This is a genomic window from Sporosarcina pasadenensis, assembly GCF_047228845.1.
GTDB lineage: Bacteria > Bacillota > Bacilli > Bacillales_A > Planococcaceae > Sporosarcina.
In genome coordinates, this window is sequence record NZ_JBFEGM010000011.1 from 65884 (window position 1) to 89141 (window position 23258).

Here is a 23258-nt window from a genome sequence, read left to right on the forward strand (position 1 = left end):
GAATAAGGCGATGAAATACAGTGATTTCTTTAGGTGGCGGTGGATGGTTGGAGTGTTTTGAGCGCGCGGGGGCTTGCTTTGGACGCGCAAGGGCTCGCTTTGGACGCGAGAGGGATCACTTTGGACGCGCGGAGGAGCGCTTTGGACGCGCGGGGGCTTGCTTTGGACGCGCGTGGGATCGCTTTGGACGTGCGGAGGAGCGCTTTGGACGCGCGTGGGATCGCTTTGGACGTGCGGAGGAGCGCTTTGGACGCGCGCGGGATCGCTTTGGACGCGCGGAGACTTGCTTTGGACGCGGGAATCTCTCCTTTGGACGCGAAGCAAAAGAAATACATGGCGCGATTTAAAAAAACGCTTTTTGACAAAGCGTTAGAATAATCATCTTATATAAAATGCCGTCCTGCGATGACCTTTCATGACTAAACCCGATTTTTTTAATAATCTTTTTGCAATCGGCTGATGTTCGACCCCTGAAAAATAGCGAAATTGACGATTTGTTATGTAGCTATCCATTAAATAGAACCAGTCGTCGATGAGGGGCAGATGACAATCTCCAGCACTATAAAAACAGCCGAGACAATGCCATTTCTTCATGCTCCATTTCATTCCATTGAGCTTGCACTCCGGGCAAATGACTCCTGGCGTTATATCCTTTTTAGCAATATTTAAAGTCTCTGTTAAAGGGAAAGGGTTATATTCTTGATGCTCATCCACTAGATTACGGGCGATATTACTGATTTTATTCCTACTCAAAACTTCTTCCGTTATTTCCATGTTATATAATCTTATCGGAATTTCATGTGTAAATAAAATATCAGTATTCGTTTCTTCTTCAATCAATAATTCGTTTGTGTAAGCAAGTCCTATCATTCCTTTAATAGGGACATTAATTCCCCTTTCCCTCAACCATCTGTCCAAAAATATTATTTTCCGTTTTAGTTCAGTAATTGGACTTTGAATGATTTTTCTTTCCCCTTTGAGTTCTTGAATAAATTGCGTGGGGTTTGCTTTTACGGTGAGTTTTCCACCGAGGTTCTTTATTTCAAAAATGATAATTTTATCCGGCTGTATTAGCACTGAATCCATCTGAAAATATATTCCATTGTATAGAAGGCAGAGATCATGAATTATGCTGAATGGATATGATGGACGGAATTCATTAATGTGCTTGTCAAAGTTCAATTCACCTCCGTATCCAGCCTTTCTTCTTCTGAGACCTTCCTCGATTATTGCATATTGCTTATGATTGCTAGGCAGCCTTCCTATTAATGACTGCAAACCTAGCAATGACAAGGGCTCACTCCGTTTTTTCATTAACATTTTCATCACCTCACAAGCATTGTATCAGGACGTAAATATTCCAGAATGAGCGGAAATTTAAATTTAGCCCTTATATGCGGAATAAATATCATTTTTGAGGCAGAAAGCGTTCATAAAATAAAATTTTCAAGTTACCTTTGGACGTGCGGCGGCTCGTTTTGGACGCGCCGGGGCTCACTTTGGACGCACGGCGATTCGCTTTGGACGCGCGGAGGCCAGCTTTGGACGCGCCGGGCCTCGCTTTGGACGCGCAGGGGCTTGCTTTGGACGCGCCGGGCCTCGCTTTGGACGCGCAGAGGCCCGCTTTGGACGCGGGACCACCTGCTTTGGACTCGGGAGCCTCTATTTCAAGCGCAATATAACAACTCACTTGAAAGCATCTACATATTTCTTCGCCGTCCTAATTTCAATTGTTAGAAATCCATTGCCGTAGATGGCTTTGATCAGGAACGGGGCTCCCGCGGTGTTTCGGAATCTGAAGTCGAGGCCGCCGTAGGAGACGGTCGCATCCCTTCCTTTCGGGACGTAGCCGATGTCTATTGAATGATGATGCCATTCAATGTATTTTACCGGAAACTGATCGACCGCATTGAATAAAGTGGAGGATGTTTGGCAAACTCCTCCGCCTATTCCCATGACAAGTTTTTTGTTGATGATTTCCGGGGCAGGCTGGTAACCGTTCGCTTCATCTCGCGGTCCGACGACAGTGTTGAAGGAGAATTGATCGTCTTTGCCAACGATGATTTTGTCAATCGCAACGGCTGAAAGTTCGATGTTTTTATTCCGGTTTGTTTTCGCCGGGTTGAAATAGGTTGTATACGAAGCGATGACAACTTCGTCCAAGTGCGGGATATCCTCGGGATCATAGCCGCTTTCGGTTATTTCGAGTGGCAGTTCAACAGTGCCTCCATCGGCAGACGCTTCCATTATCCGCTCCACTAATACGCTTTCCCGTAATATAATCAGCGGGTTGCCTTTGATGAGATTGCCGTGTTCATCTAATTTATCGAGCACCATCCTTTGGTCGTAGCCGGCTTTCCCATCGGTACCGCGTGCGAGCTCTCTTGCAAGTTGTTCGACTTTCGCTATGTACGCCGCGATATCCATTTCATAGCCTAGATCGATTGGGGTTAATGTGTGGATAAGTTTATTTGAAATCGGATCAATGATGTTGATAACCGGGACCGGTGCCGGGATGATTTCAGTTTGGGCAACCGGTTGCTTCGTCGATTCTGTTTGCTTTGATGCTTCCTGTTGTTCCGTACGTTCTGCTTTGGGTGTTTCCGTACTGTCATGTTTTTGGGTCGCCGATTGCTGTAGACAGCCGATTAGTCCGATTGAGCAAAAGAGTGTAAGGGCGACAATCCATTTTTTCAATTCAACCACCTCCCGTCTTAAAAGTGTTGCCAATAGCCATAGTATTCAACGGATGTGGAGAGTGTGTTATTAATTTTTTGCGAATAAAAAACAGCATGGCGCTTGTCCATGCTGTCTATCGATATTATTTAACTGCCACGTGAGCGGTTACGCCGTTTGGGACTTCGTGGTGCATGCGGCATCTTGCTTCGTATGCTTCGGATGCTCCAACGAGGATGATCGGGTCATCGTAGCCGGCGGGTTTTCCGTTAATAAGCCGTTGTGTACGGCTTGCGGGCGATCCGCAAACAGTGCAGACGGCCTGCAGTTTTGTGACGTTTTCTGCTACAGCCATGAGCTGCGGCATTGGTCCGAATGGTTCGCCGCGGAAATCTTGGTCGAGCCCTGCGACGATGACGCGGAATCCTCGATCCGCCAATTCCATGACGACGTCGACGATGCCTTCATCGAAGAATTGCGCTTCGTCAATGGCGATGATATCGTAGTCGTCCTTCACAAATTGCTCAATTTGAGTCGATTCGGCAACGGGCGTCGCGATTACTGTCGTTCCGTTATGGCTGACGACCGCTTCTTCGCTATATCGATCATCGATTTCCGGCTTGAATACTGCGATTTTCTGTTTGGCGAATTGTGCGCGTCTCACGCGTCGGATCAATTCCTCGGATTTTCCTGAAAACATACTTCCGCAAATCACTTCTATCCAGCCGCCTTGCATTGTTACGTACATGTTGGTTCCCCTTTCAATTGTTGCTCTATGTAAATGTGTTTTTTTCATTGTTGGAATGTCTATCATACATCAAAAACCTGTGGAAAGGACGTCTTTTATTTCATGTCAGATTATGTTATGGAGGGATTTATTGGACGCCAAACACGGCGCTTCGGATGCGCGGAACGCTTCATGCATTGCGCAAAACCGTTTTGACAAATATAGGGGTTGATTCAAAAAGAATTCTATTTCGTTTATTCCCAAATTAAAAACCCGCCAAACAATGTTGGCGGGTTGGAATGTTCTTATTCTTGTCCTTCTTCTTTGAAGCCATACTTCTTGTTGAAGCGGTCGATACGTCCGTCCGCTGCAGCGAATTTTTGGCGTCCAGTGTAGAATGGATGGCATTCTGAACAAACTTCTACGCGAATGTCCTCTTTTACAGAACCTGTTTCGAATGTGTTTCCACATGAACAAGTGACAGTCGCTACTTTGTAGTTTGGATGAATTCCTGCTCTCATCGGTCTCTCTCCTCTCGCCCTGAACCATCTGGAACAGAGTATTATTGTAGGGTGTTGCATAAGACTGATGCCTTACACGGTCCGTGTATGTCAACCGCATATGCAGCAGATGGCTATAAACCATACTCAAGAATTATAACAAATTCATTAGGTACATGCAACTATTTTATTCGAATTTCACACTGTGATTTCACTTCATTATTCTTGCTCGCAACGCTGCGCTTGTGCTCGCAAACGCCGTTCTTCGTGACGGCGCTTGCAACTATTTTTATTTCGTATCAAAGGAGCCCTTTTCCGTTGCGATGGGCTTTCATTTCTTCATTGAGTTTTTCGAAAAATTCCTCGTTTGATTTGGATTGACGCAGTTTTTTCAGGAAGCGTTCTGCGAAATCTGGTGCATCGGAAAACGTCTTCCGGATCGCCCAAAGTTTTTCGAGCTGTTCGGACGGGATGAGCAATTCCTCTTTCCGTGTTCCAGAGCGGCGAATGTCGAGTGCCGGGAAAATACGGCGTTCTGCAAGGCTGCGGTCGAGATGCAGCTCCATGTTGCCTGTCCCTTTGAATTCCTCGTAAATGACTTCATCCATACGGGAGCCCGTGTCGATCAAAGCGGTTGCGAGAATCGTCAAGCTGCCGCCTTCCTCGAGGTTCCGCGCCGCACCGAAAAATCGCTTCGGACGGTGGAACGCAGCCGGGTCGATACCGCCTGAAAGCGTACGGCCGCTCGGCGGGATGACGAGGTTATAGGCGCGCGCCAATCGCGTGATGGAATCCATGAGAATGACGACGTCGCGTTTATGTTCTACGAGGCGCATTGCGCGCTCCAGTACAAGTTCAGCGACTTTCACGTGGTTTTCCGGCACTTCGTCGAATGTCGAGCTGACGACATCGGCATTGACGGAACGTTCGATGTCCGTCACTTCCTCAGGACGCTCGTCGATGAGGAGGACGATCAATTCTGATTCGGGATGATTCGTCGTAATGGCATTCGCGATTTCCTTCAACAGCATCGTCTTTCCTGCTTTCGGTGGTGCGACGATCAGTCCGCGCTGGCCGAAACCGACCGGAGACACTAAGTCCATGATGCGTGTAGACAATTTCTGTGGCGTCGTTTCAAGTTTGATATGGCGGTCTGGATAAAGCGGTGTGAGCGCCGGGAAATGGACGCGTTCCCTTGCGACTTCCGGGTCTTCCCCGTTGACTGCTTCCACTTGCAGCAAGCCGTAATAGCGTTCGTTCTCTTTCGGCGGACGTACTTTTCCTGTCACCTTATCCCCGTTCCGCAAGTCAAATCGTCTGATCTGAGAAGCGGAAATGTAAATGTCCTCAGAGCTTGGCGAGTAGTTGATCGGACGGAGGAATCCATATCCTTCCGATTGGATGATTTCGAGTACGCCTTCCATGAAGAAGAAACCTTCCTGTTCGGCTCTCGATTTTAGGATGGCGAAGATCAGTTCTTTTTTCGTTAGTTTGCTGTAATAGGAGATTTTGTATTCTCTTGCAAGCTCATATAACTCTTTTAGGGTCATATTTTCCAAGCTGGCGATTGTTAGAATTGGCATAGTATCGTAAGCTCCACTCTTTATTTGTTTTTCGTTTGTAAGGGTGATTGTTTCATCGGGTAGGTGAATCAATTAATAGAAGTATGCCCGGCAGGTAGCCGGGCGTTGAGGCTTGCTATGTTTTATTGAATAAAAACTAAAATAAGCTTTCCGTTCCGACGCTCCCTTTCCGCGGGCGTTGCCTTAGCCTCCTCCTCACATCGTTCGTCCGGGGTCTTCGGCTAACGCTTTTCCCGCAGGAGTCTCGCGTCTGCACTCCAAGCAAAGTGCACTACCAATACAGTACTTAATATAATTTATTTAGTCCTGCATTACTAAATTCGGTTTTTTCTTCATGCTGTGGCGTCCTTCTACGAAACGGATTGTTCCGGATTTGGAGCGCATGACGAGTGAGTGGGTTTCGCTGTAGCCGCCTTTGAATTGGACGCCGCGCAGCAATTCGCCATCTGTCACTCCTGTTGCAGCGAAAATTGCGTCGTCGCCTTTTACGAGGTCATCCATGTAGAGGACTTTCGTGACGTCGATTCCCATTTTTTCGCAACGGAGTCGCTCTTCTTCATTTGAAGGGACGAGTTTGCCTTGGATTTCTCCGCCGAGGCATTTGAGTCCGACTGCGGCGATGACGCCTTCAGGAGCTCCGCCGAGTCCGAACAGGATGTCTACGCCTGTGTCGTCGAATGCCGTATTAATGGCAGCCGCCACGTCTCCGTCGTTGATGAGCTTGATGCGTGCGCCCGCAGCTCTGATTTCTTCGATGATTTTCGAATGGCGTTCACGGTTGAGGACAGTTGCCACAACTTCATCGATCGATTTGTTTTTCGCTTTGGCTACGGCTTGAAGGTTATCCGCGATAGATGCGTTGATGTCGATTTTGCCGACCGCTTCAGGTCCGACCGCGATTTTATCCATGTACATGTCCGGCGCGTTGAGGAGGTTCCCTTTATCCGCAATTGCAATGACTGCAAGCGCATTCCAGCCTCCAGATGCGACGATGTTTGTGCCTTCCAGCGGGTCGACGGCGACATCCACTTCCGGACCTTCGCCTGTTCCAAGCTCTTCTCCGATATAGAGCATTGGCGCTTCATCCATTTCGCCTTCGCCGATTACGACGACCCCTTGCATCGGAATCGTGTCGAACACAGTACGCATCGCTTCCGTTGCGGCGTCATCCGCTTCGTTTTTCAAACCGCGTCCCATCCAGCGGGAAGCCGATACTGCCGCCGCCTCTGTTACACGTACTAATTCCATCGATAAACTGCGTTCCATTATGATTGTTCCTCCCGTTTTGCGCATTTCATTTTCCATTAACAAGTTATACGCTATTCATTAGCTGTTAAATTCGTTTCCAGTATAGCATAAGCAAAACTTCACTTTATTCACCGATCGTCGCTTTTTCCGGAACCGAAACTTTCCGGATGTCCGCTCCGATGCCGCGAAGTTTCTCGATGAGGTCGCTGTAGCCCCGTTCGATATGTTGGATTTCCTGGACTTCCGTTTCACCTTCTGCAAGCAGTCCCGCGATGACGAGTGCCGCCCCTGCGCGAAGGTCGGTAGCCCGGACGGTCGCAGCCTGTAGTGGAGTCGGTCCCGAAAGAATGACCGACTGCCCTTCCACTTTTCCGTCGGCATTCATCCGCCGCAATTCGTCTATTTGCTTGAACCGCGCGGAATAGATCGTATCCGTTATGACGGATGAGCCATTCGCCTGCGACAACAGCACCGAGAACGGTTGTTGCAGATCGGTCGGGAATCCTGGGTAGACGAGCGTTTTCACATCGACCGCCAGCAAATTCTCCGTTTTCGGAATGAATATATGCTCTTCCCGCTCCTCCACTTTGACGCCCATCTCGCGCAATTTCGCGGTCAACGCTTCGACGTGGAAGGGGATGACGTTATCGATTGTAATGCCATCTCCGACTGCAGCTGCCATGATCATGAATGTGCCTGCTTCGATTCTGTCTGGAATAATCGTATGTTTCGTTCCGTGCAACCGTTCGACTCCTTCAATTCGGATGACATTCGTCCCCGCACCTTTGATGTTAGCGCCCATATTCGTAAGCAAAGTGGCAACATCGATAATTTCAGGTTCTTTCGCCGCGTTTTCAATGATCGTCCGCCCTTTGGCACGGACCGCCGCGAGCATGATGTTGATAGTTGCCCCGACAGAGACGACGTCCAAATAGATTTTAGCGCCACGCAATTCTTCGGCACGCAAATAGATGGCACCGTGCTCGTTCGTCACTTTTGCGCCCAATGCTTCGAAGCCTTTGATGTGCTGGTCGATCGGCCGCGGCCCCAAATGGCAGCCTCCCGGAAGTCCGATCGCCGCGTGCTTGAAGCGGCCGAGCATGGCACCCATCATATAATAGGAGGCTCTTAGCTTTTTCACATTGCCGTTCGGAAGCGGCATGGCGATCATTTCCGACGGATCGATCGTCATCTTGCCCGATTCGAATTGAACTTTTCCGCCAATATCTTCAAGGAGCGCTTGGAGTGTAAGGACGTCCGAGATTTCCGGAAGTCCGTCAATCGTTACAGGTGAATCGGCTAAGATAGAAGCCGGAATCAACGCAACGGCACTGTTTTTCGCCCCGCTCACTTTTATCGTTCCACGTAGAGGATTGCCGCCTCTAATTTTATAAACGTCCATTTCAGTCTCCTTTAGGCGTTTCACTTGTTCTTTCTTGATTCCCAATCTTCGAGGAATTGTTGGATGCCTTTGTCGGTCAACGGATGGTTGAATAATTGTTTGAGTACGTTGAATGGTGTCGTCGCGATATGCGCTCCTGCAAGTGCTGCATCTGTAATATGCTGCGGGCTGCGGATGGACGCTGCGATAATTTGCGTGTCCAGGTCATGGATTGCGAAAATGTCCGCGATTGTGCTGATCAGTTGAATTCCTTCTTGACCGATATCATCGAGTCGTCCAAGGAACGGGGATACATAAGTGGCTCCAGCGCGCGCTGCAAGCAATGCTTGGTTGGCACTGAAAATGAGGGTCACGTTTGTTTTGATGCCTTCTTGTGCGAAAACGGAGCACGCTTTCAGTCCTTCCGGCGTCATTGGAAGCTTAACAGTAATGTTTGGCGCGATTTTCGCAAGCTCGCGTCCTTCTTCGATCATTCCTTCTGCGTCGAGTGCAATGACTTCCGCGCTGACAGAACCAGGTACGAGCGAAGTGATTTCGCGCAGTCTGTCGTGGAATGAAATATTCTCTTTCGCAACTAAAGATGGGTTTGTCGTTACGCCGGAGATGATCCCCCAGCTATGTGCTTCTTTGATTTCTTCAAAGTTTGCCGTATCGATGAAAAATTTCATGTATATTGTTCCTCCTTCGATGTATGGAAAAGAAGGAGAATGCATCTGGTTATTTGATGCTTCTCCTATTTGCTGCTAAAAATTTCCGCTACAGGCGGACGCTTTCCGCGGGCGGTCCGCGAGCCTCCTCGGCGCAAGCGCCTGCGGGGTCTCACCTGGACACGCTTTTCCTGCTGGAGTCGCCGCCTTTCGCTTCAATCAACGGAGCCACTTGCTACTAATTATTTATTCAAAATTAAGCTTTTCCTGAGCTGCCGAATTCGCGCATTTTGCTGATGACTGACTTTTTGATTGCATCGCGCATCGGTGCTAGGTATTTACGAGGATCGTAGACGTCCGGGTCTGCGTTCAATGTTTCGCGGACCGCTTTCGTGCCTTCGATCTGGTTTTCAGTGTTGACGTTTATTTTTGCGGTTCCGAGTGAGATGGCACGTTGGATGTCCTTCGTCGGGATGCCTGTTCCGCCGTGAAGTACGAGTGGAAGGTCCGATTGGCTTGAGATTTCTTCCATTTCCTTGAAACCTAAATTCGGTTCGCCTTTGTACGGGCCGTGAACCGATCCAAGGGCTGGCGCCAAGCAGTCGATGTCCGTCGCTTCAACGAGCTCCTTACATTCTGCCGGGTCTGCATAGATGACGCCATCAGCGATGACATCGTCTTCCTGCCCGCCGACAACGCCGAGCTCCGCTTCAACGGAAACGCCTTTTGCATGGGCATATTCCACAACTTTTTTCGTGATTTCAATGTTTTCTGCTAGAGGTTTTGAAGATGCGTCGATCATGACGGATGTGAAGCCCGCGTCGATCGCCTCCTTGCATTTTTCGAAACTGGATCCGTGGTCCAGATGGATAGCGACAGGTACGGTGATGTTGTAATCATGCATCAACCCTTTGACCATGTTGACGACTGTCGTAAATCCGCCCATATAGCGTCCTGCCCCTTCGGAAACGCCAAGGATGACAGGGGAATTCTCTTCTTGTGCCGCTTGCAGAATCGCCTGTGTGTATTCAAGGTTGTTCAAGTTGAACTGACCGATTGCATATCCTTCTTTCTTGCCTTTGATCATCATTTCTTTCATTGAAACAAGTGCCATGCAAAATCCTCCTCCGGATCGTCGAGATGAATTTATTGTTTGTTACGATATTTACCTTTTTATCATAACAAAAACAGACAGTATTTACTACTGTCTGGGTTGTAGTCGCGGCGCGTCATCGAATTCCGTTTTTTCATTCCCCACGATGCAGAATTTCTTTGACCGCGTCTCGCACTTCGTAAATATTAAATGGTTTCGTAAAATATTTCTCTGCCCCGTTTTTAATTGCTTCTTCAGTCAGTTCGACTTCCCCGTAAGCCGTCATCATGATGACAGGGATATGGGGCCAGTCTTTTTTTAGCCTTTTCAGCACTTCCACTCCGTCGATTCCCGGCATTTTCATGTCCAGTAAAACACAATCGGGTTCTTTCTCTGTAACCGATTGGAGGGCTTCCGCGCCATTTGCGGCCAACCTCGCTTCAAACCCCTCTTTTGTGAATACCTCATTTAATAAAAGTCGTATTCCGGCTTGATCGTCGACGATTAGCAAACTCTTCAAAAGGCCCACCCCTTTTTTATTTATTGACCCTGTATGTAGTACAATTTGACAGAAAAGAGGAATCTCCTTCTTTTTTCATTCATTATTCTAATATTGTTTTAATTCGAGGCATCTCAATGGAAAACTTGGTTTTATTCACGATAGAAAATATAATGGGAAACGAGGTGGTAAAGATGAAGATATTAATGACACAAATCGGCGGGCTGTTGCAGCGTGCCGGTTCAAATAATGAAGAGGCTGTCGAGGAGACGGCGCGGCTGTTGGCCCAGGCGACGATTGGGGAAGGACGCGTCATTTTCGCCGGCTTTGATGAGATGGAAGCGGTCGGATTGAACGCGTTGCATAGCGCGGAGCCTTTCCGAGGTGCTGTCCGGTATGAAGAAGGGATGGAGATCCATTCCGCGGACAGGGTTTGGCTATTTGCCCGTTCTGCAACGGACGCTCGGGCGCTTCAGTTGGCGCGGAGATTAGCGGAGCAGTTCATCCCGTTTGCAGTTGTTGCGGGCGAGAAAGCGACCGAGGATAATGAGCTGGCGGATTTGGCATATACGTATATGGCGACGGGCGTTGTGAAAGGGATTTTGCCGGGCGAGGACATCGGCAGCCGGATCGTTCAGCCAAATTTGTTAGTCGCGCTCTTTTTGTATGAGGCGGTTAAGATGGCGTATGACGAGATGGTGAGTGAAGAGGAATGAATTTGTGTGGGGCGACGTTTATGAGCGGTTGCGGGGATTTATGATCGCTTGAAGAGTTTTATGATCACTTGAAGAGTTTTATGATCACTTGTAGAGTTTAATGATCACTCACAGAGTTTTATGATCACTTGTAGAGTTTAATGATCACTCCCAGAGTTTTATGATCACTCCCAGAGTTTTATGATCACTCCCAGAGTTTTATGATCACTTGCTGACATTTATGATCACTCCCATACTTTTATGATCACTTGCCTTTCATCAATCTAAATAAAAACAGAAACCATCACTTGCGGATGGTTTCTGTTTTTTTATTTGCTATCAGCCTTGATGTGTCAGTGCTGCGCGAATGAATTCGCGGATGAGCGGCTGTGGGCGCGTTGGACGTGATGCGAATTCCGGGTGGAATTGAGTTCCGATGAAGAACGGATGGTCCTTCAACTCGATGATTTCCACGAGATGTCCGTCCGGGCTTTCCCCTGCCACGATCATGCCGGCGTTTTCGAATTGCTCGCGATAGATGTTGTTAAACTCGTAGCGGTGGCGGTGGCGCTCGTATACTAATTCATCGTTATACGCTTCTTGCGCTATCGTGCCTTCCTTCAACTTGCATGGATGGGCGCCGAGTCTCATATGCCCGCTCACTTGCTCGATTTCGGAATGCGCCTCGAAATCACGGTTGTTTTCGATGACCGCATTTTCCGTTTCATTGTCGAATTCAATTGAATGCGCGTCTTTTATTCCAAGGACGTCACGTGCGAATTCCACAGCAGCAAGTTGCATGCCGAGGCCGACACCGAAGAATGGGATGCCGTTTTCACGCGCGAACGTGATCGCTTCCATTTTACCTTCAATGCCCCGGTCGCCGAAGCCGCCCGGAACGAAAATGCCGTCCGCGTCTTTCAAGATTCCCTCCGCGTTTTCCTTCGTCACTTCTTCGGAATTGATCCAGTCGATCTCGATGTCCGTGTCGAATTCATAACCGGCGTGGCGGAATGCTTCCACCGCGGAAATATAAGCATCTTGCAGCTCGACGTATTTCCCGACGAGTGCAATTTTCACTTTCCGGGACAGATTTCTTACACGGTTCACGAGTTCTTCGATTTCCGTCAAATCAGGTTCCTTCGTTTCTAGGCCGAGGAAATCGACGACGATCTTGTCCATGTTTTGCGCGTGAAGTCGGATCGGAACTTCGTATAAAGTTTCCGCGTCAAGCGCTTCGATCACTTCTTCAGGCTTGATGTTACAGAAGAGAGCGATTTTGTCCTTCATTTCCTGAGGGACAGGATACTCGCTTCGGACAACGATCATGTTCGGCTGGATGCCTAGTCCACGCAATTCTTTTACGCTATGCTGCGTCGGCTTCGTTTTCATTTCACCGGCAGCGTGTAGATATGGGATGAGCGTGTTGTGAATATACATGACGTCATCTTTGCCAAGGTCCGTCTTCATTTGACGGATCGCTTCTAGGTATGGAAGCGACTCGATGTCGCCTACGCTTCCGCCGATTTCAGTGATGACAACGTCTGCGTTCGTTTCTTGGCCTGCTCTTTTTACGAGGCTTTTAATTTCATTCGTAATGTGGGGGATGACTTGGACCGTCGCCCCTTTGTATTCGCCGCGGCGCTCTTTCCGCAGTACGGAGGAGTATACTTTCCCCATTGTGACATTGGAGTATTTGTTCAATTTGATGTCGATGAAACGCTCATAGTGGCCGATGTCCAAGTCGGTTTCAGCTCCGTCTTCCGTGACGAAAACTTCACCGTGCTGGTATGGGCTCATCATGCGGGGATCGACGTTGATGTATGGATCGAATTTTTGGTTGGTGACTTGCAAGCCTCTGCTTTTCAATAGTCTCCCAAGGGATGCAGCATTAATTCCCTTTCCTAAAGATGAGACAACTCCGCCGGTTACAAAGATATATTTAGTCATCTATAGCTCCTCCTTCGTGATGGGGGTCGGTTAGTAAAAATGAAAAAAGCGCTCCACTGTAGTCTATCTACAAGAGGAGCGCTTATACACGGATTCATGTGTCCTTTTTCAAGGAGCCCAACTAGAAGCTTAAATCCTTAAACGCCCGAAGTCAAGTGGAAAGTATCAGAGAAGGTCCTCTTCTTCTTCGTCTTCCTCTTCTTCTTCGTCTTCATCGTCAATATCCAATTCGTCGTCAGGAACGATTTCGAGACCTTCCTCATCATCGATAAGATCCTCTTCGATCTCGATGATTTCCTCTTCCTCTTCCTCTTCATCCAACTCTTCTTCATCGTCATCAAGCTCATCGAATTCTTCGTCGAACAATTCGTCCTCGTCGACTTCTTCCTCTTCTTCATCGTCCTCATCTTCATCGTCATACGCTTTTTTCTTTTTCTTCTTGCGGACTTTGACGACAGGAGCCGTTTCTTCCTCGATTTGATCGACAGGATACCATTCGCGTAAGCCCCATTGGTTGTTATTAATGGCAAGGAATCTTCCATCGATATTCATATCTGTGTAGAATTGGAGAAGCTTGTCCTTCAATTGGCTCTCCGACATTCCAGTCAATTCACGGATTTCATTCATTAGTTGTTCGAGTGTCAATGCTTCCCGTCGTTCAGTCAATACGGCATAAGCAATATCGATCATCGATTCTTCCTGTAGTTCTTCTTTCGTCAATTCATGTAAATTCAAATTCATCGTACGCACGTCCTTTCTCTGTACAAAAGCATACTTATCATTATATACAATGAAGTGCCTGTTATGCTACCATCTTCTACTCTTCTTGAAGCGTTGGAATTCTTTGACGCTGAGGAAGCCGAGATAAAGGGCGGCGAGCAAGAACGGGACGGCACCGTAACCTACACCGTATAAGGAAAAGATGAGGATAATGATCACTATGATAATCAATACATGATGATGCAGTTTCATCTCCTCACCTCTTTCCCTTTGTAATTTTTATTATACGTGGAAGGAACAGGCAAAATCCACTTTTCGTAATAATTTTTTGAAATGTTTTTAATGAATCTAAAGACGTTCAAAAAAGAACGCTCTTTATAAGAGCGTTCCATTGTGTAGACAAATTTATTCTTTGACTTTGTCTACACTTTCAGGGGTATTCATGATTAATATGCATTTCCTCAGCCTGATTAAAAACGCTTGTCGAGGAAGGCAACCTAAGAGCGCCACGTCCTGTGGCGACGGTTGCATAACTCGCATCCTGCGAGCCCGCGCGAAGTGGAGCGAAGACGCGAATAGAACTAAAGTTCATGAGCGGACGAGCGACACGAGCAACAACGGATGCGAGCGTTTGTCAACAGGCTGAGAGCGTTCCCCATTTCATACATTACATATTCCTGCGGTATTGGCCTCCCACTTCGTATAACGCATTCGTAATTTGGCCAAGGCTCGCGACTTTGACGGTCTCCATCAGCTCCGCGAAAATGTTGCCGCCAGTCACTGCGACTTCCTGCAGTTTCCGCAACGCGGAAGCCGTTTCGTCGCCATGCTTCGTTTGGAAGGCGCGCAAGTTGGCGATTTGCGTCTCTTTCTCTTCCTTTGTCGCACGGGCGATTTCCATATTATCGATGTCCTCTTCGGAAGGCGGGTTCGGGTTCAAGTATGTGTTGACGCCAATGATCGGCAGTTCGCCCGAGTGCTTCTTCATTTCGTAAAGCATCGATTCCTCTTGGATTTTCCCGCGCTGATACTGCGTTTCTATCGATCCGAGGACGCCGCCGCGGTCGTTCAGCCGGTCGAATTCCTGGAGGACGGATTCTTCGACGAGGTCCGTCAGTTCTTCAATAATGAAAGATCCCTGAAGCGGATTTTCATTTTTCGATAAGCCGTGCTCTTTCGTAATGATCATCTGAATCGCCATCGCGCGTCGGACCGATTCCTCCGTCGGCGTCGTGATCGCTTCGTCATAGGCGTTCGTATGGAGCGAGTTGCAGTTGTCCTGTAGTGCCATAAGTGCTTGCAATGTCGTCCGGATATCGTTGAAGTCGATTTCTTGTGCATGCAAGCTTCGACCGGACGTCTGCACGTGGTACTTCAACTTTTGGCTTCGCTCGTTCGCACCGTATTTCTCACGCATCGCGACTGCCCAAATGCGTCTTGCAACTCTTCCGATGACCGTATATTCCGGATCCAATCCGTTCGAGAAGAAGAAGGATAGATTCGGTGCAAAATCATCGATGTTCATGCCTCGGCTCAAATAGTACTCGACATACGTGAAGCCATTCGAAAGCGTGAACGCGAGCTGAGAGATCGGATTAGCGCCTGCTTCTGCGATATGGTAACCGGAAATCGAGACGGAGTAATAGTTCCGCACTTTCTGATCAATGAAATATTGCTGGATGTCGCCCATCATGCGAAGCGCGAATTCCGTCGAGAAGATACACGTATTCTGCCCTTGGTCTTCTTTCAGGATATCCGCTTGCACCGTTCCGCGGACGACTTGCATCGTTGCATTCCGAACTTCCGTGAATTCCTCAATCGTCAGTACACGACCAAGCTCCTCTTCCTTCAACTTCACTTGCTGGTCAATTGCCGTGTTCATGAACATCGCAAGGATGATTGGCGCAGGACCGTTGATCGTCATCGAGACAGATGTCGACGGCGCGCATAGGTCAAAACCGTCATACAGCTTTTTCATATCGTCGAGCGTACAAATGCTTACGCCGGACTCTCCGACCTTTCCGTAAATATCCGGGCGCTCGTCGGGATCTTCACCGTATAACGTGACCGAGTCGAAAGCCGTGGACAGCCGTTTTGCATCGTCATCTTTCGACAAGTAATGGAATCGGCGGTTCGTCCGTTCCGGTGTACCTTCGCCTGCGAATTGGCGCTTCGGATCTTCGCCTTCCCGCTTGAACGGGAAAACACCTGCCGTATATGGGAATGAACCCGGGACATTCTCTTTGTATACCCAGCGAAGGATTTCGCCGTAATCCTTGAATTTCGGCAACGACACTTTTGGTATCTTCAATCCTGACAAACTTGTCGTCGTGAGAAGAGTACGAAGCTCTTTATCACGGATTTTCGTAATGAATTCATCGCCCGCATATGACTCTTTCAAAGTTTCCCAGTTGTTGAGAATCCGCTTTGATTCCGCAGAAAGCTCTTCACGCACGCCTTCCGCTAATGATTCAAGCGAGGCGACGAGCGCGTTATCTGGTGATTTTTCATTCACAGCGTCAATGGCACCCTCCAGTTGGAATAAACGGCGTGCAAGATTGACTTGCTGTGTGGATTTCTTATGATAGTCGCGGATTGTGCTTGCGATTTCACGTAAATAATGGACGCGGTCGTTCGGGATGATGACGTTCTGCTTCTGTGTCTTCACGAAGTCAGTGTAGGACGTCTCCCAGTCGAGGCCGCATTTTTCATTCAACTTGGCAACGAGCGCCGCGAAAAGCGAGTTCGTACCTTTGTCGTTGAATTGGCTTGCAATCGTGCCGTAGACCGGCATCGTATCCAAGTCTTTGTCGAAAAGAAGATGGCTCCGTTGGTATTGCTTCTGCACTTGGCTGAGCGCGTCCTCTGATCCTTTCCGTTCGAATTTATTGATAACGATTAGGTCTGCGAAGTCGATCATGTCGATTTTCTCAAGCTGTGTCGGTGCACCGAATTCGCTCGTCATGACATACATCGACACGTCGGACACTTCTGTAATTTGCGCATCGCCTTGCCCGATTCCGCTCGTCTCGACGATGATCAGATCGAAGCCTGCCGTTTTCACAACGTCGAGCACGTCGCTGATGGCACCCGATAATTCGGAGCGTGATCCACGTGTCGCCAAGCTGCGCATAAACACGCGCTTATTGAATATGGCGTTCATGCGGATCCGGTCGCCGAGCAGCGCGCCGCCCGTCTTCTGCTTCGTCGGGTCGATAGACAGTATCGCAACTTTCTTGTCCGGCAGTTCACGCAGGAAACGGCGGATCAATTCATCCGTGAGCGAGCTCTTTCCTGCTCCACCGGTCCCAGTGATCCCTAGAACTGGCGTGTTTTTCGACAGTTCTCTCGCTTTTTCGAGGAGTTTAATCGCGTTATCGTTTTCCTTGTCATACATCTCTTCCGCGTATGTGATCAAATTGGCAAGCACTTCCGGATTGTCCGTACCCACTTTTTCGAGATTGGCGATCTTCTCTTCAACTTCGGTAAGGAAATCGCATTCCTCTACCATCCTGTTGATCATCCCTTGCAGGCCCATCTTGCGGCCGTCCTCCGGCGAGAAAATCCAGGCGATTCCGTAGTCATGCAGTTCCTTGATTTCCTTCGGCAAGATGACGCCCCCACCGCCTCCGTAAATCCGAATATGCGGCGCGCCTCTTTCCTGCAGGAGGTCGTGCATGTATTTGAAGTATTCGACATGCCCGCCTTGGTAGGAGGAAATGGCGATCCCTTGCACGTCTTCTTGGATTGCCGCATTGACGACTTCTTCGACGGAACGATTATGCCCCAAATGAATCACTTCCGCCCCCGTCGACTGCAAAATCCGTCGCATAATATTGATGGACGCGTCATGTCCGTCGAACAGGCTTGACGCCGTGACGAAACGAACATGATGCTTCGGCTTATAAATTTTAGTAGCGGCAGTAGTAGTAGCAGTAGCAGTAGTATCTTTAGTAGTCATTTATCACACACCCCTTAACTCTTTTTGAAGTGCCTTTTTTGCGGCGCCTGTGCAGCATACAATTCAGTTTATTCACTACAATTGTATAAAAAAGAAACATGAATGTTGTTGAATCAGCAAATTCTGTTTACGTCATTTTATCGAATTGTCATAATTGCACGGTGCACAGACACCCACACAATTTCCACACAATTTATTGGTTCTTCACGATTCCCTTGAACAATTGGTCCGTCTGAAAGTTGATGAATTCTTCGATGTTGTAGGTTCCGCGCAATGCCCATCTGCGGAAAGCCCACATTTGACCTTGGACGACGACGTGGTGCGCCGCCATGTCGACCTCTTCCTCGCTGATGCGCAACTCGCCCGACCGGACGCATGCGTGTAGCAAGTTCTTGAATAAGGCGACCATTTCCATCTCTTTTTTGAGGACGTATTGGAGGGCGTCCTTCGGCAATGATTTTGATTCCTGGTACATGACGACGAATTCGTCCGACATGTCGTCGATCAGGTGGAAATAAGAGTCGATCGCCATCCGGAGCCCTTCCACATTCCCTTCCTGGTCCATCAATGTGGACAGGCGGCTCTGCACTTCATTGTAAATGCTGTCGCAGACGAGATAGAGGACGTCTTCCTTCGTCCGAATATATTCATAGAGCGTGCCGATGCTGAAGCCCGCAGCCTTAGCGATCTCCCTCGTCGTCGCCCGGTGGAACCCCTTTTCCTTGAACAGCTGGACTGCTCCGTCGATGATCTGCTCACGCCTTTTTTCAATTAGGCTTTCATCTTTGACCGACGATTTTACTTCGCGTTTCAGTTGCATAGTGCACCCCCGATTATTTTGTCAACATGCGGGAGATGACGAGACGTTGAATTTCCTGCGTTCCTTCGTAGATTTGCGTAATCTTCGCGTCGCGCATGAATCGCTCGACCGGATAATCTTTCGTATAGCCATAACCGCCATACACTTGGACCGCTTCCGTCGTCACTTTCATCGCTGTATCCCCTGCCATCAGTTTCGCCATCGCGGATGCTTTTCCATACGGCAAGTCGTTCGACTCGAGCCATGCCGCCTGGTATGTGAGCAATCGGGATGCTTCCGTCGCCGTCGCCATATCCGCCAGCTTGAAGCCGACTCCTTGGTTCGCAGCGATCGGCTTGCCGAACTGGACACGCTCCTTCGCATAACCGACCGCCGCGTCAAGCGCCCCTTGTGCGATGCCGACCGCTTGTGCTGCAATCCCGTTCCGGCCGCCGTCCAACGTCTTCATCGCGACAATGAACCCTTCGCCTTCTGCGCCTAACATATTCTCCTTCGGCACACGGCAGTTGTCGAACATGATTTCCGTCGTTGGAGACGAACGGATGCCGAGCTTCTTCTCTTTCTTCCCGACCGAGAAGCCAGGGAAGTCTTTCTCGACGATGAATGCGCTCGTGCCTTTATGCTTCGACTCCGGATCCGTCACTGCGAATACGATGTAAATGTCAGCAATGCCGCCGTTTGTAATGAAGATCTTCGAGCCGTTCAGAATATAGTCGTCGCCATCCAGCTTTGCCGTCGTGCGCATGCCGCCAGCGTCAGACCCTGATCCCGGCTCAGTCAAACCGTACGCGCCAATTTTCGTCCCTTCCGCCATCGGGCGAAGATATTTCTGCTTCTGCTCCTCCGTGCCGAATTTGTATACCGGCCATCCAGCGAGTGATGTATGTGCGGATAATGTAACACCTGTCGACGCGCAGACGCGTGACAGCTCCTCCACCGCGATGCAATAGGCCAGATAATCGCTGCCGATGCCGCCGTACTCTTCCGGCCAAGGAATCCCCGTCAGCCCAAGTTCAGCCATCTTATGCCAAATATCCATATCGAAGCGCTCTTCCTCATCGCGCTCCGCAGCTGTCGGCGCAACATCCTTCTCCGCAAAATCGCGCACCATTTTCCGAATCATTTCATGCTCTTCCGATAACTTAAAATCCATGTCAACTTCCTCCTTGGGGTTCTATATAGGGATTTTCTGTACGGTGCCTGTGCACCATACAATTCAGTTTATTAACTACAATTGCATAAACAGAAAACAGAAATGCGGTTATATCGCACTTTCACTAGTTAACCAGTGTATAATTATTCAGAAAATCAAATTGTCATAATTGCACCTTGCACAGGCACCGACAAAATTCAGAAAACTCATCTTGTGAGGTGTTTGTTGATGACGATGCGTTGGATTTCGCTTGTGCCTTCGTAGATTTGCGTCACTTTTGCGTCGCGGAAGTAGCGCTCGACCGGGTAGTCTTCGGTATAGCCGTAGCCGCCGAAGATCTGGACTGCTTCGATTGCGTTATCCATTGCGGTTTGCGACGCGAACAGTTTTGCCATGGAAGCCTCTTTCCCGCATGGCTTCCCTTCCGCGCGAAGCTGGGCTGCGCGATAGACGAGGAGCTTTGCCGCTTCGGAGGCAGTTGCCATATCGGCTAATTTGAAACCGACGCCTTGGTTCGCCGCGATCGGTTTCCCGAATTGCACGCGCTCTTTCGCATATGCGGTAGCCGCTTCGAGCGCCGCTTCGCCGATGCCGAGTGCTTGGGCTGCGATGCCGATTCGACCGACATCGAGGTTCGCCATTGCAATTTTGAAGCCTTCTCCTTCTTCACCGAGGCGGTTTTCCGCTGGCACTTTCATATCTTCGAACGTCAATTGGACGGTTCGCGATCCATGAAGGCCCATCTTTTCTTCGTCTTTGCCGATGATGAGTCCCGGTGTGTCTTTATCGACGATGAACCCCGTAATGCCGTACGTCCCGAGTGATGGATCGGTCGACGCAAAAACGATATAGACGTCCGCCTCTCCGCCGTTCGTAATGAACACCTTCGAGCCATTCAGTACGTAATGATCGCCTTTATTCACGGCTTTCGTCTTCAGCGATCCTGCGTCCGAACCTGCGCCAGGCTCTGTCAGGCAGAAGGCGCCCAAGTATTCGCCGGACGCCATTTTCGGTAAGTACCGGTCTTTCTGCTCTTCATTCCCGAAATACATGATCGGGTTCGTGCAGACGGATGTATGGACGGAAAGGATCACGCCTACAACCGCGCTCACTTTCGACAGCTCGTGGATGGCGATAATATAGGAAATGAAGTCCATATCGGAGCCGCCGTATTTCTCGGGGACGGTGATGCCCATCAGGCCGAGTTCGCCCATTTTCGTAAGGACTTCTCGTGGAAACTCCCCCGCTTCCATCCTTGGAATGAACGGCTCGATTTCCGCTTTCGCAAAGTCCCTCACCATCGTGCGCATCATCTGTTGTTCTTCGGTGAATGTTAAATTCATTGGATTTAACTCCTTTTAAACTTAATTATATTCATAGAAGCCGCGGCCCGATTTCTTCCCGAGCCAGCCTGCATTAACATACTTCCGGAGCAATGGGCACGGACGGTATTTCGAGTCGCCGAAGCCTTCGTGAAGCGTTCCCATAATGTAAAGGCACGTGTCAAGTCCGATGAAATCCGCCAATTGCAGAGGTCCCATCGGGTGGTTCATGCCAAGCTTCATCACTTCGTCGATTGCTTCCTTCGAGGCGACGCCTTCGTAAAGCGTGTAGATCGCTTCGTTGATCATTGGCATGAGGACGCGGTTCGCGACGAACCCAGGGAAGTCATTCACTTCGACAGGCGTCTTCGATAGTTTACGAGTCATGTCCTCGACCGCTTCATACACTTCGTCGGACGTCGCGAGTCCGCGGATGATTTCGACGAGCTTCATGACGGGCACCGGGTTCATGTAGTGCATTCCGATGACGTTTTCCGGGCGGTTTGTCGCCGACGCAATTTCCGTAATCGGAAGGGATGATGTATTTGTTGCCAAAATCGCATGCTTCGGCGCGATGCCATCGAGTTTCGCGAAGATCGTTTTTTTGATGTCCATGTTTTCGACTGCAGCCTCGATGACGATGTCGACATCATGCGCGTCCTGCAAATCGAGCGACTTTGTAATGCGCCCGAGGACTGCTGTTTTTTCATCTTCCGTCATCCGGCCTTTCTCGACGTTGCGGGAAAGGTTTTTCGCAATGACCGCAAGCCCCTTTTCGAAAAACTCCTCTTTAATATCATTCAATTTCACATCGAAGCCTGCTTGCGCGCACACTTGTGCGATGCCGCCGCCCATTTGCCCCGCTCCGATGACCATCACTTTTTTGATTTCCATAATGAAATACCTCCGTCTCCGTCTACCAAGATTTCCACTTGCAATTACGCATAAAACCATGAAAAAGCGCATAAATCGCGGAGTTCACGCATAAACGGCCGCAACCGCGCATAAATCCCGCGAATCACGCATAAATCCGATTCCATTCGTCTATCAGGCTATCATTCTTCCCGAACTTCAATCATAATCGCATCGCCTTGGCCGCCACCGGAGCAGATTGCGGCAATCCCGATGCCGCCACCGCGCCGTTTCAATTCATAGGCGAGTGTCAAGATGATCCGTGCACCGCTTGCGCCGATCGGATGACCGAGTGCGACCGCTCCGCCGTTGACGTTCACTTTTTCAGGATCAAGTCCCGCTATTTGGGAACTTGCAAGAGCGACTGCCGCGAATGCTTCGTTTATTTCAAACAAGTCGATGTCTTTCAACTCTTTCCCCGTCTTCTTCAGCAATTCGTTAATGACGAGGCCCGGCGTCTGCGGGAAGTTTTCAGGCTCGATGGCAACTTCGGCGTGACCAATGATTGTTGCAAGAAGCTTTTTCCCTTTCTTCAACGCACGCTCTTCATTCATGAGGACGAGCGCGCACGCACCGTCGTTGACTCCTGGCGCGTTGCCTGCCGTGATTGTCCCGTCGTTGCCGAATGCAGGGCGCAATTTCGCGAGCGATTCGAGAGATGTGTCACGCCGCGGAGCTTCGTCCGTGTCGACGACGACTGGATCCCCTTTCCGCTGCGGGATTTCCACTGCGACGATTTCCTCCGCGAATTTCCCTTCGTCAATCGCGGCATTCGCCCGCTCATGGCTGCGCAGCGACCATTCGTCCTGCATTTCACGTGTCAATGAAAACTCGCCGGCCGTCCGGTTACCGTATGTCCCCATATGGACGCGGTCTGGTGAAAATGAACACGACAAGCCGTCATAAATCATGCCGTCCACTAATGGTGCGTCGCCCATTTTCAACCCGAAACGACCTTTCGGTAAATAGTACGGCGCGTTGGACATTGATTCCATACCGCCCGCCACGATTACCTCTTCATCCCCGAGCCGGATGAGCTGGTCGCCGAGCGTGACGCTCCGCATGCCGGAAGCACATACTTTATTAACCGTTTCAGTTTTCACGGACCATGGAAGCCCCGCCTTCACCGCCGCCTGCCTCGAAGGAATCTGCCCCTGTCCCGCCTGTAATACCGTTCCGAAGATCACTTCATTGACTTCCTCTTCCTTCACACCCGACCGCTTCAACGCTTCCTTAATGGCGATCGCCCCTAGATCACTTGCCGTTTTCGTGGATAAAGCGCCGCCAAACCGACCAAACGGAGTACGTGCCCCGTCCAAGATGACTGTTCTGCCCATTTCCCTTCCTCCA

At 49.5% G+C, this 23258-nt stretch carries 22 protein-coding genes; 3 read left to right on the plus strand and 19 right to left on the minus strand.

The window, feature by feature from the left end:
* Positions 1-78: 78 nt before the first annotated feature.
* A complete protein-coding gene (locus AB1K89_RS14735; RefSeq protein ID WP_413055470.1) occupies positions 79-378 on the plus strand; it encodes a hypothetical protein in 300 nt (99 codons plus the stop codon).
* On the opposite strand, the gene AB1K89_RS14740 is transcribed toward AB1K89_RS14735, so the two are convergent.
* The gene (locus AB1K89_RS14740; RefSeq protein WP_413055471.1) at positions 379-1320 is read right to left on the minus strand and encodes a nuclease-related domain-containing protein; all 942 of its coding nucleotides are present in this window, start codon (positions 1318-1320) and stop codon (positions 379-381) included.
* A gap of 158 nt (positions 1321-1478) precedes the next feature.
* Between AB1K89_RS14740 and AB1K89_RS14745 the strand changes: the two genes are divergently transcribed.
* Complete coding sequence (locus AB1K89_RS14745; RefSeq protein WP_413055472.1) at positions 1479-1682, plus strand: hypothetical protein; 204 nt, start codon at positions 1479-1481, stop codon at positions 1680-1682.
* Positions 1683-1686: 4 nt separating this feature from the next.
* Here AB1K89_RS14745 and AB1K89_RS14750 read toward each other — a convergent pair whose 3' ends face one another.
* The 9 genes from AB1K89_RS14750 to AB1K89_RS14790 form a co-directional block, all read right to left on the minus strand.
* Positions 1687-2697 (minus strand): VanW family protein, encoded by a 1011-nt coding sequence (locus AB1K89_RS14750; protein WP_413055473.1) that lies wholly within the window; start codon positions 2695-2697, stop codon positions 1687-1689.
* 124 nt (positions 2698-2821) lie between these two features.
* Positions 2822-3424, minus strand: a complete 603-nt coding sequence (locus AB1K89_RS14755; RefSeq protein WP_413055474.1) for a thymidine kinase — start codon at positions 3422-3424, stop codon at positions 2822-2824.
* Between the two features lie 284 nt (positions 3425-3708).
* On the minus strand, positions 3709-3924 hold the full coding sequence (gene rpmE / locus AB1K89_RS14760) for a 50S ribosomal protein L31 (protein ID WP_060209476.1): 216 nt from the start codon (positions 3922-3924) through the stop codon (positions 3709-3711).
* Positions 3925-4202: 278 nt separating this feature from the next.
* On the minus strand, positions 4203-5486 hold the full coding sequence (gene rho, locus AB1K89_RS14765) for a transcription termination factor Rho (protein WP_413055475.1): 1284 nt from the start codon (positions 5484-5486) through the stop codon (positions 4203-4205).
* Positions 5487-5786: 300 nt separating this feature from the next.
* Positions 5787-6752, minus strand: coding sequence for a class II fructose-bisphosphatase (gene glpX, locus AB1K89_RS14770; protein WP_413055476.1), 966 nt, complete (start codon positions 6750-6752; stop codon positions 5787-5789).
* 106 nt (positions 6753-6858) lie between these two features.
* Entirely contained in the window at positions 6859-8136 is a 1278-nt protein-coding gene (gene murA / locus AB1K89_RS14775; protein WP_413055477.1) for a UDP-N-acetylglucosamine 1-carboxyvinyltransferase, read from the minus strand.
* A gap of 20 nt (positions 8137-8156) precedes the next feature.
* A complete protein-coding gene (gene fsa / locus AB1K89_RS14780; protein ID WP_413055478.1) occupies positions 8157-8804 on the minus strand; it encodes a fructose-6-phosphate aldolase in 648 nt (215 codons plus the stop codon).
* A gap of 235 nt (positions 8805-9039) precedes the next feature.
* The gene (locus AB1K89_RS14785) at positions 9040-9897 is read right to left on the minus strand and encodes a class II fructose-bisphosphate aldolase (protein ID WP_413055479.1); all 858 of its coding nucleotides are present in this window, start codon (positions 9895-9897) and stop codon (positions 9040-9042) included.
* 133 nt (positions 9898-10030) lie between these two features.
* Positions 10031-10396 (minus strand): response regulator, encoded by a 366-nt coding sequence (locus AB1K89_RS14790; RefSeq protein ID WP_413055480.1) that lies wholly within the window; start codon positions 10394-10396, stop codon positions 10031-10033.
* Positions 10397-10569: 173 nt separating this feature from the next.
* Between AB1K89_RS14790 and AB1K89_RS14795 the strand changes: the two genes are divergently transcribed.
* Positions 10570-11091, plus strand: a complete 522-nt coding sequence (locus tag AB1K89_RS14795) for a DUF2529 family protein (RefSeq protein ID WP_413055481.1) — start codon at positions 10570-10572, stop codon at positions 11089-11091.
* Between the two features lie 318 nt (positions 11092-11409).
* On the opposite strand, the gene pyrG is transcribed toward AB1K89_RS14795, so the two are convergent.
* From pyrG to AB1K89_RS14840, 9 genes are all read right to left on the minus strand, one after another.
* Positions 11410-13020 (minus strand): CTP synthase, encoded by a 1611-nt coding sequence (gene pyrG, locus AB1K89_RS14800; RefSeq protein WP_413055482.1) that lies wholly within the window; start codon positions 13018-13020, stop codon positions 11410-11412.
* A gap of 165 nt (positions 13021-13185) precedes the next feature.
* Entirely contained in the window at positions 13186-13761 is a 576-nt protein-coding gene (rpoE, locus tag AB1K89_RS14805) for a DNA-directed RNA polymerase subunit delta (protein WP_413055483.1), read from the minus strand.
* Between the two features lie 66 nt (positions 13762-13827).
* Complete coding sequence (locus tag AB1K89_RS14810) at positions 13828-13992, minus strand: hypothetical protein (protein WP_413055484.1); 165 nt, start codon at positions 13990-13992, stop codon at positions 13828-13830.
* 415 nt (positions 13993-14407) lie between these two features.
* A complete protein-coding gene (gene icmF, locus AB1K89_RS14815) occupies positions 14408-17701 on the minus strand; it encodes a fused isobutyryl-CoA mutase/GTPase IcmF (protein ID WP_413055485.1) in 3294 nt (1097 codons plus the stop codon).
* Between the two features lie 193 nt (positions 17702-17894).
* Positions 17895-18521 carry a TetR/AcrR family transcriptional regulator gene (locus tag AB1K89_RS14820; protein WP_413055486.1) on the minus strand — a complete coding sequence of 209 codons (627 nt, stop codon included), beginning with the start codon at positions 18519-18521 and terminating at the stop codon, positions 17895-17897.
* A 13-nt stretch (positions 18522-18534) separates the two neighbouring features.
* Positions 18535-19674, minus strand: coding sequence for an acyl-CoA dehydrogenase (locus tag AB1K89_RS14825; RefSeq protein ID WP_252501913.1), 1140 nt, complete (start codon positions 19672-19674; stop codon positions 18535-18537).
* Positions 19675-19880: 206 nt separating this feature from the next.
* Positions 19881-21017, minus strand: coding sequence for an acyl-CoA dehydrogenase (locus AB1K89_RS14830; RefSeq protein WP_413055487.1), 1137 nt, complete (start codon positions 21015-21017; stop codon positions 19881-19883).
* A 21-nt stretch (positions 21018-21038) separates the two neighbouring features.
* Positions 21039-21890, minus strand: a complete 852-nt coding sequence (locus AB1K89_RS14835) for a 3-hydroxybutyryl-CoA dehydrogenase (RefSeq protein ID WP_413055488.1) — start codon at positions 21888-21890, stop codon at positions 21039-21041.
* Between the two features lie 161 nt (positions 21891-22051).
* The gene (locus AB1K89_RS14840) at positions 22052-23245 is read right to left on the minus strand and encodes an acetyl-CoA C-acetyltransferase (protein WP_413055489.1); all 1194 of its coding nucleotides are present in this window, start codon (positions 23243-23245) and stop codon (positions 22052-22054) included.
* Positions 23246-23258 lie beyond the last annotated feature (13 nt).